The sequence below is a fragment of the Nocardia cyriacigeorgica GUH-2 genome (genome assembly GCF_000284035.1).
GTDB lineage: Bacteria > Actinomycetota > Actinomycetes > Mycobacteriales > Mycobacteriaceae > Nocardia > Nocardia cyriacigeorgica_B.
This window is the reverse complement of the sequence record NC_016887.1, coordinates 36,553-50,569: the sequence shown is the minus strand read 5'-3', so window position 1 is coordinate 50,569 and position 14,017 is coordinate 36,553. Positions and strand designations below refer to the sequence as shown.

Here is a 14,017-nt window from a genome sequence, read left to right as displayed (position 1 = left end):
CGTGTCAGCTCCGCGCAGCGCGCGATCGGAACGCCAGCACCGCCGCCACCAGCAGCACGCCCGCGATACCGACCGAGGCCAGATGGATGCCGGTGACGAACGATTCGTGCGCCGACGTCAGCAGCGAGGTACCCGCCGCCTCCGGTAGCTGCCGCGCCAGATCCGCCACGCCGCCCAGTGATTCGGCGGCCGCGCCGGACGGCAGCTCGGACAGGTCGAGGCCGTTGCGGAACACCGCCATCACGAGGCTGCCGAGCAGCGCAACACCGAGCGCGATGCCCGTCTCATAGGCCGTCTCCGAGATGGCCGCCGCCGCACCGGCCCGCTCGACCGGAGCCGAGCTGACCACCAGGTCCGACGACACCGTCAGCGCGATGCCGACGCCGGCGCCGATCAGCCCGAAGCCGAGCACGAACGGCAGAGTGCCTGTCGCCGCATCGGCGGTCAGCCAGCAGAACATGGCCGCGCCGAACGCGGCCACCGCCAGCGAACCACCGAGCACGGCCGTCGGCCGCCAGCGCTGCACCAGCACCGCGGCCAGCAGCGAGCCGACCACGCTGGCCGCGAGACCGGGCAGCAACAGCAGTCCGGCCTGCATCGGCGAGCGGCCGAGCACCAATTGCAGATACTGCGAACCGAAGAACAGCACACCGGCCAGCGCGAATACCGCGAGCAGGTTGGTCAGTACCGCGGTGCGGAACTTCGGCAGCTCGAACAGGCGCAGGTCGAGCATCGGCTGATCGAGGGTGCGCTGCCTGCGCACGAACAGCACGCCCGACACCACACCGATCACGCCGGCGACCATCGGCACCGCGCTCACGCCGTGCGCCGCGAATTCCTTGACCGCGTACACGAACGGCACCAGCGCCAGCATCGACAGCACCGCGCTCGGGATGTCGAAGCGGCCCGGGTTCGGGTCCTTCGATTCCGGGATCAGCAGCGGCCCCAGCGCGACCAGCGCCAGCATGACCGGCAGGTTGGCCAGGAACACCGAACCCCACCAGTAGTGCTCGAGCAGCCAGCCGCCCAGTAGCGGGCCCGCCGCCGCGCCGCCACCGGCCATCGCACCCCAGACCGCGATGGCGAAGGTGCGCTGACGCGGGTCCAGGAACATCGCGCGGATCAGCCCGAGGGTGGCCGGCATCAGGGTCGCGCCGGTGAGACCCTGCAACACGCGCGCGGCGATCAGCATCTCCGGGCTGACGGCCCACGCCGCCAGCAGCGAGGCCAGGCCGAAGCCGGCCGCGCCGATCAGCAGCAGTTTGCGCCGGCCGATCCGGTCGCCGAGGTTGCCCATCACCACCAGCAGGCCGGCCAGCACGAACGAGTAGACGTCGATGATCCACAGCAGCTGAGTGGTGCTCGGCGCCAGGTCGGCGCTGATCGCGGGCACCGCGATATCGAGCACGGTGGCGTCGACCGCGAGCAGCAGCAGGGCGAGGGCCAGCACGGCCAGGCCGATCCAGTCCCGCGTCGTGGCGCGGGGCGCGGTGGCGCGCAGGTCGGGGCCTGCGCCCGTGGTGATGTCCATGATCCTTCTCGACTTCCGTCGCTCGTCGTAAACCGTCCAGACGGTACAGTACCAGACATTACCGTCCGGCCGGTACAGTTGAACCCGTGACAACGACCACCCGCGACCGCATCCTGGACGCACTCGAGACCCTGCTGCTGACCAAGGGCATGTCCCAGGTGACCCTCGAGAACGTCGCCGCCGCCGCGGGCGTATCCAAGGGCGGGCTGCTCTATCACTTCAAAAGCAAAGACGCGCTGCTGGCCGGGCTGGTCCGCCGGCTCACCGAGCGGGCCCGCACCCAGCTCGCCGATTCCGTCGCCGCGGGCGGCTCGGTGGCCGAGTGGTACCTGCAGATTCCGGACGCCGAATCCACCGACGAAGCGCTCGAACTGGAGCTGTACCGATCGCTGCTGGCCACCATGCGCACCGTCGACGCCACTGCGGGCCCGGAGACCGACGTCGTGCAGCAAGCGCTCGCCGACATGATGAACTCCTGGTCCGACGGCCTGGACGCCGAGATCGACGATCCGGTGCGCGCGGATCTGGTGCGGCTGGTCGGCGACGGGATCTACCTGCGCGCATTGCTGGGCCTGCCGCCGATCGATCCCGAGCGGTATCGACGCGTCGTGGAGCACCTGCTGCGCTGATCACCCGCCACACGGTCCGGCCGACAGAGCGCACCCGCACTCGACCGGAGCCTTCCGCGCTGGACCATTCGCGCATACCTGCTCGCCGGAGCATCGCGACGCCATCGCCGGGCCCGGTGCACACCGACCGGTTACACTCGGCCGCGTGCCACCAGCCGAACCGGCCGGTGCCGTCGGGGCGGGGAACGATCCGGTGCCGGGGTCTCTCGGAGCGACGGTGCCGATCCGTCCGATGACCTTCCGCGAACTGCTCGATACGCCGTTCGCGCTCATCCAGTCGGCCATCCGGCCGCTGGCCGGGGTCGGCGCGACACTGCTGGTCGCCGCCGAACTCCTCGTCGCCGGTGTGACGGCCGGGGTCATCCGCCTCTCCGATGACGACGATGCCGCCGTCACCTGGACGGTCATCCTCACCACGCTGGTCTGCCTCTGGCTGGTCCGGGTCACCATGCGCGGCATCACCACCGCCATCGGCACGGCCGCCATCGCAGGCACACCGATTACCTGGCAGACCGCGGTGCGGCGTTTCGGCGCGCGGCTGGGTCCGCAGTTGTTGTTCGGCTCGCTGTTCACACTCGTCGGCCTGGCGGTCCTGGCGCTCGGCACCGTCTTGATCATCGGGTTGCCGTTCGCGCTGGTGTGGCTGGCCTGGTTGCGCGCGAACCGGTTCGTCGCGGTGCCGGTGATCTTCGCCGAAGGCGCGAGCCATCGGGTGGCCGTCGCGCGATCGAAACTGCTCGTCTACGGCACACAGTGGCCGACCGCCTGGCTGTGGCTGTGCACCCGCGCGCTGCTGATGCTGACGGCGTTGCCGCTGATCGCCATCCCGTGGTTCCTCTCCGATTTCTCCGGCACCCACCGCTGGGCGGTCATCGTGCTGGCGACGGCGGCGGTGCTGTTGCTGGTGGTGTTCGGCGAGATCGTCGAATCCGCCACCCGGGCGGTCGTCTACGTGGACCGCCGCTGCCGTCGCGAGGGCATGGACATCCGGCTGCCCGCCCCGGCCCCGGTGCCGCTCGGCGAGGGGGCACGATGGCTGAACTGAACACCCCCGGCGATGGCCCCACACCACAACCGCCACGGCTCGGCTCGGCCGCCGATCATCGTGCCGCCGCCGAATCCGCCCTCCAGCGCCGCGATTACGACGCCGCGCTGCGCGAACGCTTCCGCGCCACCCTGCGTGGGCTGGAACAGCGCGGCCTGCTCGATATCCGCCGCTCCCGCACCGCGGCCGAAACCGCGTACGAGGTCACCACCGCGGCCGATCCGGTGCAGCATGCCGACGAATTCCGTCCGGCGGCGCAGAGTTTCGACGAGGTCGTCTACGGCGGCAGGCACGCCACCGAGGACGAATACCGCAGGCTCGAATTCGTCGACCAGTTCTCCGCGGCCGCCCCGCCCCCGGTGGCCGAACCCCGCGAGGTCGATGCCGTCGAACGCGCACCGCGCACCCGGCCGAGCCTGCCGCCGCTGTCCGATCTGCTGCGCAATCCCAAGTTCTGGGCCACCCTCGCCGCCGTCGCCGCGCTGGTCCTGCTGCTGTGGGCGGCGCTGCAATCGTGCGGCGCGCCCGACGCTCCCCCACCCCCCGAACCACCGGACATCCCGCCGGACCTGCCGGAACCCGAGTTTCCCGAGGATCCCGACTTCGGTTCCGGTTCCGACTCCATCTTCGAACGCCTGCCCGCGCCGGTCGCGTTCGGCGGCTTGCAGTTCCTGATCGCAGGCGCGCTGCTGGTGTGGTGGCGGGCGCGGCGGCGCGGGGCGCTGGTCGGTGAACCGCGCCCGGTGGAGGTGACGGCCAACGAGTTGCTCGCCGGTCAGGCCGCGCTGTACCGGCGGTCGAAGGACTACGAATACGTCGCGGCGAAACTGCGCGCGGCCACCCTGCGCCGGGTGCGCTCACCGCTCGGCGTCACCGCCGACACCGCACCGGAACAGGTGGTCGCCGCGCTGATCGCCCGCACCGGGGCCGACGCGAACTGGGTGTACGCCGCGCTGTACGGGCCGGTGCCCGATGAACCCACCTTGGAAATGGTTGCCGCGCAACTCGAATGGATCGAAGCGGAGGTCTCGTGACCAGCATTGACACCAGCAAAGCCCCGAGCGCCGCGGAGGCGGCGGCCGCGTTCGCGGCGCTGCGCACCGAGATCGGCAAGGCGGTGGTCGGCAACGACGACGCCGTCATGTACCTGGTGCTTGCGCTGCTGTGCCGTGGGCATGTGCTGCTGGAAGGCGTTCCCGGCGTGGCCAAGACGCTGCTGGTGCGCGCGCTGGCCACCGCGCTGGATCTCGAGCATTCGCGGGTGCAGTTCACCCCGGATCTGATGCCGGGTGACGTCACCGGATCGCAGATCTACGACCCGCACACCACCGAATTCACCTTCCGCTCCGGCCCGGTGTTCACCAACCTGCTGCTCGCCGACGAGATCAACCGCACGCCGCCGAAAACCCAGTCGGCGCTGCTGGAATCGATGGAAGAACGCCAGGTCTCCGTCGACGGCACCCCGCGCCCGCTGCCGGATCCGTTCGTGGTGGTCGCCACCCAGAACCCGATCGAGCAGGAGGGCACCTACCCGCTGCCCGAGGCGCAGCTGGACCGCTTCCTGTTCAAGGTCGATATCCAGTTGCCCGAGCGCGACGACGAATTCCGCATCCTGCAACGTCACGCCGGCGGCTTCGACCCGCGTGATCTGGCCGCGGCCGGTCTGCGCCCGGTGGCGGGTCCGGCGCATATCGCCGCCGGGCGGGCCGCGGTCGGCACGGTGTCCATCAGTCCCGAGGTGCTGGCCTACATCGTCGATATCTGCCGGGCCACCCGGGCGGCACCGGCCGTGCAGCACGGCGCCTCCACCCGTGGCGCCACCGCGCTGATGGCGGCCGCGCGGGCGTTCGCCTGGTTGAACGGGCGCGGCTTCGTCACCCCGGACGATGTGAAAACCGTTGCGGTGGCGGTGTTGCGGCATCGGTTGCAGCTGCGCCCGGAGGCCGAACTGGACGGGGTGAGCGCCGAAGGGGTGCTGCGGTCGCTGCTGCTCGCGGTTCCGGTTCCGGTGTAGGCCGTGGTCGTCACCGGTCGGCTGTTCGCCGCCGCCGTGGTGGGGGCGCTGGTGGTCACTTTCGTACTGCCGTCCTGGCTGGGCGTCGCGGTGATGAGCGCGCTGCTGGTGGTCGCGGTGCTCGCCGACCTCGCCGCCGCGGGCAGCGCCGGTTGGCTGACGTTGACCCGCGAACCATTGACGGGCGTGCGGCTCGGGCGCAGCACCGAAGTGGAACTCGTGGTGACCAACACCGGGCCGCGCACCGTCCGCGGGATGCTGTGGGACGACTGGCCCGACAGTGCCCGCGCCGCCGGCGGCAGCCACCGGCTCGCGCTGGAACCCGGCACCCGCACCCGCTACCGCACCACCCTCACCCCCACCCATCGCGGTGACCGGGCCGCCGGGCCGATCACCGTGCGCGTCCTCGGACCGCTCGGCCTGGCCGGGCGCCAGACCCGCCACGACGTGCCCGCCCGCGTGCGTGCGCTGCCGCCGTTCCGCAGTGAGAAACTGCTGCGTTCGAAGGTGAAACGGCTGCAACACCTCGAAGGCCGCACGGTGGCGAACATGCGGGGCCAGGGCACCGAATTCGATTCCTTCCGCGAATACGTCGCCGGTGACGACGTGCGCACCATCGACTGGCGGGCCACCGCCCGCGCCACCGACGTCCTGGTGCGCACCTGGCGCCCGGAACGCAACCGGCACATGCTGATGCTGCTCGACACCGGACGGGTGAGCGCGGGCCGGGTGGGCATCGGCGGCGCCGACGGCACCCGGCTGGACGCGAGCATCGAGGCGGCGCTGCTGCTGGGCGGGCTGGCCGCCGCGGCCGGTGATTCGGTGGATCTGCTCGCCTTCGACCGTCAGGTGCGCGCCGAGGTGCGCGGCATCGGCGGCCGGCGGCTGCAATCGAAGCTGATGCACGCCCTGGCCGGGGTGACGCCCGCGCTCGTCGACACCGACACCGCCGCCCTGGTGCGCGCCGCCATCGACCGCACCCGCCGCCGCAGCCTCATCGTCTGGTTCACCACCCTCGACGGCGCCGCGGTGCAGGAGAACCTGATGCCGGTGCTTCCGGTGCTCGCCCACCGTCATCGGGTGCTGATCGTCTCGGTCACCGACCCGGAAGTCGCCGCGGCCGCCACCCGCCGCGACAGCCCCGGCGAACTCTACGGCGCCGCGGCCGCCGAATCACTGCTGGCCGAGCGCGCGCTGGTGCAGGAGTCGTTGCGACGCACCGGCATCGACGTGGTCGCTGCCCCACCGGAGCGTTTGCCGGAAGCCCTCGCGGACGAGTATTTGGAACTCAAGCAGTCGGGCGGGATGTAAACGGGGGCCTCACACGGCCGGGATGTAGACCTCGCCGCGATCGTGAGCGCCCGACGCCCGGCGTCCGCACACGAGCAGGCGGCACCTCGGCGTGGGGCGGAACGCTCCGCTCGGGCCGTCGCTGTGGCGGCGCCAGGCGTCACTCGCGCGGATTTATGTCGCGGCAGCTATCGGGCGATGGCGGGCTTGGCTGCCCATCCGATGGCCGACGGTGCGGTGAGCGGTGTCGTCAGGGCGCGGCGCTGTCGTTCGGCCATGATGCTGCCGAGGATCTGCGGCGGCGGGTAGTCGCCGGGGCGGGTGATGCCGAGGCGGGCGCAGACGGCGTCGGTGAGGGCATTGCCGAGGGCGACCTGCGCCTCCGGAGTGAGGGTGCGCAGGCGGGTCAGATACTGCCGCACCGCCAGCGCGAGATCGTCGGGCAGCGGGGTGGGGTCCAGGCGGGTCGCCCAGTCGGCGAGCCAGGGCGGCGGCACGGCCAGCGCCGGGATCGGCAGCATCCGCTGTCCATAGACGACGACGGTGCCCGCCAGTACATCGCCCACCCGGCGCGCGTTCGGCGAGCAGAGCGAGCTGATCACAGCGACGGCGCCGAACGCGCCGAGCATCCAGAAGTCGACGATCGCGCCGGCCAGGCCCCGGGTGAGCGCGTGCCGGAAGTCGATCGGCCCGCCGTCGGCGCGCACGACCCGCAGCCCGAAGATCAGCTTGCCGAGGGTGCGGCCACGGCTGAGGGTTTCGCAGGCCACCGGGTAGCCGACCAGCGTGGCGATCACGGTGACGAGTGCGGCCGTCGCGAGCCAGGCGGAGTCGGCTCCGCTGGGCAGCAGCAGCGAGACGATGCCGAACATCAGCGTCCAGCCGATGAACATCTGGACGAGCACGTCGACGAAGAATGCCCCGGCCCGGGTGGGGATGCGCGCGATGGGCAGCTCCAGGGCCACTGCTTCGCCGGTGGTGAACTCAGCCATGTCGCCTAGCATTCTTCCCAGAGCGGGAGTGGGAGGCAACCGAATGGACGTGGACGCATACAGCTACGCGCATCGCGGGGCCTGGAACCGGCTGGACTTCCTGGCCCGCAAGGGCACCCTCACCGGCGCCGAGGCCGACGAGCTGGTGGCACTGTATCGGCGCACCTCCCAGCAGCTGGCCCGGTTGCAGACCCACAGCCCGGATCCGGAACTCGTCGCGGGGCTGAGCGCGGTGCTGGCGCGCGCCCGGGCCAAGGTGCTCGGCACCCGGGCCGACACGTGGTCGGAGATCGGGCGGTTCTTCACCCACCGCTTCCCGGCCGCGGTGTATCGCGCGTGGCCGTGGTGGGCGGCGGTGGCGGCGGTGTTCCTGCTGGTGACCGCGGGGATCGCCGGCTGGGTGGCCGAGTCCGATTCGGCGCGTTCGGTTCTCGGTATCCCCTCGAACACCGACGCGATCACCGCGCCCGGCGGCGCGTTCGAGACCTATTACTCCGAGCATCCGAACGAGGCGTTCGCGGCGCAGGTGTGGACCAATAACGCCTGGGTGTCGGCGATCGCCCTGTTCACCGGGGTGCTGATCCTGCCCGCGCTGTATCTGCTGTTCATGAACGCGCTCAATCTCGGTGTCACGGCCGGGCTGATGGCCGAGGCGGGGCGGCTGGAATCGTTCTTCGGTTTCATCCTGCCGCACGGCACGCTCGAGCTCACCGCGGTCTTCGTCGCCGGCGGTGCGGGGCTGAAACTCGGCTGGACGCTGGTGGATCCGGGCCGGCTGAGCCGGCTGGAGGCGGTGGCGCGCCAGGGCAGGGCCACCGCGACGATCGCGCTCGGTCTGGTGGGCGTGCTGCTGGTGTCGGGCCTGCTGGAGGGTTTCGTGACGCCGAGCGGCCGGCCCGCGCCGGTGCGCATCGGGATCGGGTTCGCGGCCGAGGCGTTGTTTCTGCTCTATGTGTTCGGCGCCGGGCGCCGGGCGGCCCTGGAACGCGACCGTGCGGAAACCGACCAGCCGGTAGCTGCTGGAGTGGATCGGCCACGGTAGCCATCGCCGAGCACACGGTGAGCGATCACGGCTCTGGCAACTGTTGGCTACACCGGGAATCGGACCTGTGAAGAACTCCCCCATTTGAGTTCCGCTGGCCGCAGCGAGTCGTGCTCGAGCTGCGGCCAGCGTTGCCGTTGACTCTACACAATCGTTATGCCCATGCAACCCTCTACGCAGCCGTCAGGCGTATAAAGCAGACCGCCCGCAAACCCATGTGAAGACCTCGTTTTTCACGGTTCCAGCTAACTCGCAGCGGCCGATGTGAACCACGATTTGGTCCTTTCATCTGCAATTGCATTTCGTTTTTCGAGGTCACGGACCCGACTCGACCGGACACCCTCAGGCGATTAGCCACGCCTGCTTGTCCGCTACCGGTCGGTACTCACAAGATGGCCCGCTACCTGGGGATTCTCTGTGGAAAATGGGGATAGCTGAACGAAGTGTGGCGAGAAAGCGACCGCAGGTTTGTTTATCACGGAACAAACACGATCAACGTCATGCGGCAGGCGATCTACATGTACCAATACACAGTTAACCGGCCGGTTATCGGGTCGCCGCAATGCCGTCAGCGGCACCGCCGGCTGGCCCGGATCAGCACCATCGGGGTTACCGAAGTCAGTACTGTGATCTTCGACTCATTCGAGGTTTAAACGGGTGAATCGGACAGTTCCGGCGGCCCTCAGCCCACCCGGACGACCCCGGTGACGGTGCCCTGGAAGAGCTTGCCGCCCATGGTGATCAACGCCGACATCTGCAGCGGATCGCCCACGATCGTCGGCGGCAGCACACTGTTGTCCAGTACGCCACCGGTTTCCGGGTCGATCACCGTCAACGCGTAACCGTCCAGCGGTGTCGTCACCGGCAACCCGATCCGGGAGACGGTGTAGAGCAGGCCGTCGGCGATGGACAGATGCGGGACCGCGGCGCTGCGCACCGGGCTGTCCCACACTGTGCGGCAACCGTTGTCGGCCACATCGACGCGGGTGAGCCCGCCGGTGAACGGCGCCGACGACGGCACCGCGGGACCCGCACCCTCGGGCACGGTCGGATAGGGATAGCCGTAGGTGCTCGCCACGAACACCGAGCGGCCGATCCCGATCGGCGAGTTCTCGCTGCCCGCACCGGCTTCGGTGAGCACCGGCTCGGTGCAGACCAGCTGCCCACTGCCGGACCGGAAGACCAGCAGCCGCACCCGGCCGTCGGCATTGTCGACGATGGTCAGGTATTCGGCGCCGGTGCTCGGGCCGAAATAGGTGGGCGTGGACCCGGTGCCCCAGCTCAGCTGTCCCGGTTTGCGAGCCGAACCACGTTCATAGGGCGCGCGCCACAACACTTCCGGGCCCGCCGTGCCCGCGCGCAGTTCGTAGAGCGCATGCGTGGTGGCCACCGCGACGCGCCCGCTCGGTGCGGCGGAGATGCTGTTGGCGACCTGCTCACCGGACGGCAGCGCGATCGTCGTCACGGCGCCGGCGGGCCGGACGAACCCGACCACTCCGCCGCCGGTGGCGAACCAGACATTGCCGGACCAATCCGGCACCAATCCGGTGACGTTGTCGCCCACCGGAATCGAGCCGGCCAGCGAGACCGAGGAGTCGACCGCGAGTTGCCAGCGGCCGGATTCGGTGCGCCTGTGCGCGATCCGCAACAGCTCCCGGTTGCCGTCGACGACCACCAAACGGTCCGCGTTGTCGAGATAAGCGTAGACGCCGCCGAGCAGACTGCCCTTGGTCAGCGTCAGCGAGGCCAGCGGCAGGCCGACCGGCGATTCCGGGTCGATCAGGAACACCGTGGGTTCGCGCCCGGCGATCGCGGTGCACAACGCGACCACAAGACCGTCGTTGCCCTGCAACAGCGTCGGGCAGGCGGCGGCCAGCGGATAGATCGTCACCGGATGCGCGCCGGTTCCGGGACCGGCCAGTGGGGTGGCGTCCGACGAGCCGGCGTCACCGTGCATGGTCGCGGTACCCACCGGCCCCAGATGCGGATTCGGCGGCGCCAGCGGCCCCCAGACCGGTGCGGCGCTCGCGCTCGGCGCGCTCATCAGGACACAGGTGGCGAGCAGGGCCAGTGGTGCGCGCATCGCGACCGCCTTTCGTTCCGATTTCCGTCCCATAGGAGACGCTGACGTGAATGCGTCGCGCAACCGCCTGGCGGCGGCGCTACCGGGCGGAACACTATTGCCGCACCGGCGAATCCACCGAGCGTGGCTACCATGGCCGCATGAGTGGGCTCCGTGACCGCATCCTCTCGACCGTCGCCGGTCAGCTCGGCAATCCGCACGGCCTGCTCGGCAAGGTCGTCGCGCCGGTATTGAACCGCAGCAACGGCCGTGCCATCAGGGCGGCCGTCGACGCCGCCCTCGAAACTCCTGCCGACGCGCCGGTGGTGGCCGATATCGGCTTCGGCGGCGGCACCGGGCTGCGGATGCTGCTGGACCGGGCCGGTGCGAACGGCACCGTCCACGGCATCGAGATCTCCACCGACATGCTGGAGCGGGCCGAATCCGGCTTCGCCGCCGATATCGCCGCCGGCCGGTTGCGCCTGGCCGAAGGCTCGCTCACCGCACTGCCGCTGGACACCGACAGCCTCGATGCCGCGATCACCTGCAACACCGTCTATTTCGTCGACGACCTGCCCGCGGCTTGCGCCGAGCTGGCGCGCGTGGTGCGGCCCGGCGGACGACTGGTCGTCGGCATCGGCGATCCGGACGCCATGAAGAAGATGCCGTTCACCGGCTACGGCTTCACGCTGCGCCCGGTCGCCGAGGTGATCGACACGCTGACCGCGGCAGGCTGCGCGGTCGAGCACCGGCGGATCACCAACCCGCCGATCCCGTTCCATCTGCTCATCGCCCGGCCGGCCGCGTCCTGACCGCACCGGCGCTCACATCAGGGCGCCGCCGTCGACCCGGATCTCGGTGCCGGTCATATAGCGCCCGTCGTCGGAGGCGACCATGGCGACGACGCCGGCGATATCCTCCGGGCTGCCGAGCGCGCCGCCGTTGAGCCAGCCGGTCAGCCGGGCGAACAGGCTGGGATCGAAACCCTCCGGTTGTTCCAGGATCGACTTGGTGGTGATCCCGCTGGTGATGCCGGCCGGCACGATGTTCACCGCGCGCAGGCCCTGCTTGGCGTACTCCAGCGCGATGGCGTGGGTGAAGCTGGCGACGCCGCCCTTGGACGCCGCGTAGGCCGCCAGGTACGGCGAGCCCTGGAACGCCGCGGTAGAGGAGAGATTCACCACCACGCCGCGCCCGGACTCGAGCAGGGCGGGCAGAGCGGCCTGGGTCATCAGGAAGGTGCCGGTGAGGTTGACCCGGATGACGGTGTCCCAGGCGTCCAGCGGCATCTCGTGGGTGCGGGCGGGCCGCAAGATGCCCGCGGAATTCACGAGCACATCGAGCCCGCCGAGGAAGTCGAGGGCCGTCGCGGTGCCGGTGCGCACCGAGTCCTGATCGGCGATGTCCAGCCGCACCGTCCGCAGTCGGTCGGCGGCGTCGCCCGCCTTGTCCGCGGTGGCGGCCAGGCCCGGCTCGTCGATGTCGACGGCCACCAACTGGGCCCCCTCATCGAGCAGTCGCAATGCGATGCCCTGTCCGATACCCGATCCGGCACCTGTCACCACCACCCGGCGGCCGTCAAATCTGCGCATGCCAAAAATTAGAACAGGTTCTCATAGTCAGTCAAGCCTGTTCAGCGATTTCCGGGGCCTGAAATCGCAACAGGTTCCACGGTTCTAGGACACCCTGTTCGCCTCGACCGAAGCCGAGGAAGCGGTCCGCGATGAACCGCCCTCGCCTGTGCCTCGTATCACATCCCGACGTGCAGATGCGCGGAATCAGAGCCCACCACGTCTCGGTGGGCAGGAGCCGGCGGCGGTGCCCGGCTTCGCGATCAGTGGGCCGGGGGGCCACATCTCCGGAGGAAGCTATGACACAGACAATTCATTCGGATCCGGGCGCTTTGCGCTCGACGATCAGCGGGCCGGTCTTCGGCCCCGGCGACGCGGGCTACGACACCGCGCGCAATCTCTGGAACGGCGATATCGATAAGCGCCCGGCAGTGATCGCCTGCTGCCGGTCTGCCGAAGACGTATCCGCGGCGCTGTCCTTCGGCCGCGAACACGGACTCGAGATCGCGGTGCGCGGCGGCGGCCACGCCTTCAACGGCTCCTCCTGCGTCGACGACGGCCTGATGATCAATCTCAGCGCGATGAATCAGGTCACCGTCGACCCCCAGGCCGAACTCGCCAGGGTCGGTGGCGGCGCCACGATGGCCGATATGGATGCCGCCACCCAAGCCCACGGTTATGCGGTGCCCGGCGGAACCATCAGCCATACCGGGATCGGCGGCCTGACCCTCGGCGGCGGGATGGGGTGGCTCACCCACACCTTCGGCCTGACCATCGACAGCCTGGTCGCCGCGCAGGTCGTGCTGGCCGACGGCAGTATCGTGCGGGCCAGCGACGACGAGAACGCCGACTTGTTCTGGGCCTTGCGTGGTGGCGGCGGCAATTTCGGTGTGGTCACCGAATTCGAGTTCCGGCTGCACCGCCTGGGACCGGAGGTCCATTTCGGGCTCTTCTTCTGGGACCACGCCGCCGGCGCCGACATGCTGCGGATGTGCCGCGAGTTCCTCCCGACCCTGCCCGAACGGGCGGGTGCGCTGATGGGGCTCGGCCTGTCCGCGCCGCCGGAGCCGTTCGTGCCGGAGCAGTACCACCTGATGCCGGGCTATGCCCTGATGGTGGCCGGATACGGCACCGCCGAGGAGCACGCGCGGATGGTCGCGCCGATCCGGGACGCGTTGCCACCGCTGTTCGAGTTCCGCACACCCATGCCCTACACGGCGTTGCAGAGTCTGCTCGACAACGCCGCCCCCTGGGGCATCCTCGGTTACGAGAAGGCAGTAGATATCGACGACATCTCCGACGAGGCGATCACGGTCATCACCGATGCCATCCCGGAGAAGGCCTCGCCGCTGTCGTTCATGCCCTGCTTCTACCTCGATGGCGCGTTCTCCGAAGTGGGCGTCGACGACACCGCGTTCGGCGGGGCACGCACCCCGCATTACGTGGTGAATATCGCGGCCGTCGCCACCGAGCCTGCGGTGCTCGCCGAAGACAAGCAGTGGTCCAGGCAGACCTGGAATGCGCTGGGGCCGATGTCGTCGAACCCGGGCAGCTATATCAATTTCATGGCCGAACCCAGCGAGGAGCTGATCCGTAGAACATACGGTGCGAAGTACGCGAGGCTGGCCGAACTCAAGGCCCGCTACGACCCGGGCAACGTGCTGCACCGCAACGCCAATATCAAGCCCGCCTGACCCGGAAACGAGAAAAGCCGCAGATCAGAGGAATCTGACCTGCGGCTTTCCCGCATCTGTGGGCGAAGGGGGACTTGAACCCCCACGTCCCGAAGGACACTGGCACCTGAAGCCAGCGCGTCTGCCATTCCGCCACTCGCCCGAGCG

The 14,017-nt window shown here is 69.7% G+C and carries 12 protein-coding genes and 1 tRNA gene; 8 read left to right on the top strand and 5 right to left on the bottom strand.

Features of this window, described 5'->3' with window-relative positions:
- Positions 1–4: 4 nt before the first annotated feature.
- The gene (locus tag NOCYR_RS00225; RefSeq protein ID WP_014348345.1) at positions 5–1,531 is read right to left on the bottom strand and encodes an MFS transporter; all 1,527 of its coding nucleotides are present in this window, start codon (positions 1,529–1,531) and stop codon (positions 5–7) included.
- Between the two features lie 86 nt (positions 1,532–1,617).
- Here NOCYR_RS00225 and NOCYR_RS00220 point away from each other — a divergent pair, with 86 nt between their 5' ends.
- The 5 genes from NOCYR_RS00220 (at position 1,618) to NOCYR_RS00200 (ending at position 6,530) form a co-directional block, all read left to right on the top strand.
- On the top strand, positions 1,618–2,160 hold the full coding sequence (locus NOCYR_RS00220; RefSeq protein ID WP_014348344.1) for a TetR/AcrR family transcriptional regulator: 543 nt from the start codon (positions 1,618–1,620) through the stop codon (positions 2,158–2,160).
- Between the two features lie 145 nt (positions 2,161–2,305).
- Positions 2,306–3,205, top strand: a complete 900-nt coding sequence (locus tag NOCYR_RS00215; RefSeq protein ID WP_231856005.1) for a hypothetical protein — start codon at positions 2,306–2,308, stop codon at positions 3,203–3,205.
- On the top strand, positions 3,193–4,239 hold the full coding sequence (locus NOCYR_RS00210; RefSeq protein ID WP_014348342.1) for a DUF4129 domain-containing protein: 1,047 nt from the start codon (positions 3,193–3,195) through the stop codon (positions 4,237–4,239). The genes NOCYR_RS00215 and NOCYR_RS00210 overlap by 13 nt, the downstream gene beginning before the upstream one ends.
- Entirely contained in the window at positions 4,236–5,219 is a 984-nt protein-coding gene (locus NOCYR_RS00205) for an AAA family ATPase (RefSeq protein ID WP_014348341.1), read from the top strand. Before NOCYR_RS00210 ends, NOCYR_RS00205 begins: the two co-directional genes overlap by 4 nt.
- A 3-nt stretch (positions 5,220–5,222) precedes the next feature.
- On the top strand, positions 5,223–6,530 hold the full coding sequence (locus NOCYR_RS00200; protein WP_014348340.1) for a DUF58 domain-containing protein: 1,308 nt from the start codon (positions 5,223–5,225) through the stop codon (positions 6,528–6,530).
- 167 nt (positions 6,531–6,697) lie between these two features.
- Here NOCYR_RS00200 and NOCYR_RS00195 read toward each other — a convergent pair whose 3' ends face one another.
- A complete protein-coding gene (locus NOCYR_RS00195) occupies positions 6,698–7,501 on the bottom strand; it encodes an RDD family protein (RefSeq protein ID WP_014348339.1) in 804 nt (267 codons plus the stop codon).
- A gap of 43 nt (positions 7,502–7,544) precedes the next feature.
- Between NOCYR_RS00195 and NOCYR_RS00190 the strand changes: the two genes are divergently transcribed.
- Positions 7,545–8,543 (top strand): stage II sporulation protein M, encoded by a 999-nt coding sequence (locus NOCYR_RS00190; RefSeq protein WP_014348338.1) that lies wholly within the window; start codon positions 7,545–7,547, stop codon positions 8,541–8,543.
- 682 nt (positions 8,544–9,225) lie between these two features.
- Here the strand turns inward: NOCYR_RS00190 and NOCYR_RS00180 are convergent.
- Positions 9,226–10,626 carry a hypothetical protein gene (locus tag NOCYR_RS00180; RefSeq protein ID WP_014348336.1) on the bottom strand — a complete coding sequence of 467 codons (1,401 nt, stop codon included), beginning with the start codon at positions 10,624–10,626 and terminating at the stop codon, positions 9,226–9,228.
- 140 nt (positions 10,627–10,766) lie between these two features.
- Between NOCYR_RS00180 and NOCYR_RS00175 the strand changes: the two genes are divergently transcribed.
- On the top strand, positions 10,767–11,417 hold the full coding sequence (locus NOCYR_RS00175; protein ID WP_048833811.1) for a class I SAM-dependent methyltransferase: 651 nt from the start codon (positions 10,767–10,769) through the stop codon (positions 11,415–11,417).
- 12 nt (positions 11,418–11,429) lie between these two features.
- Here the strand turns inward: NOCYR_RS00175 and NOCYR_RS00170 are convergent, their stop codons facing one another.
- Positions 11,430–12,197 (bottom strand): SDR family NAD(P)-dependent oxidoreductase, encoded by a 768-nt coding sequence (locus NOCYR_RS00170; RefSeq protein WP_048832465.1) that lies wholly within the window; start codon positions 12,195–12,197, stop codon positions 11,430–11,432.
- A 278-nt stretch (positions 12,198–12,475) separates the two neighbouring features.
- Here NOCYR_RS00170 and NOCYR_RS00165 point away from each other — a divergent pair, with 278 nt between their 5' ends.
- A complete protein-coding gene (locus NOCYR_RS00165; protein ID WP_048832463.1) occupies positions 12,476–13,870 on the top strand; it encodes an FAD-binding oxidoreductase in 1,395 nt (464 codons plus the stop codon).
- A 59-nt stretch (positions 13,871–13,929) separates the two neighbouring features.
- On the opposite strand, the gene NOCYR_RS00160 is transcribed toward NOCYR_RS00165, so the two are convergent.
- Positions 13,930–14,012 (bottom strand) — tRNA-Leu (locus tag NOCYR_RS00160).
- Positions 14,013–14,017 lie beyond the last annotated feature (5 nt).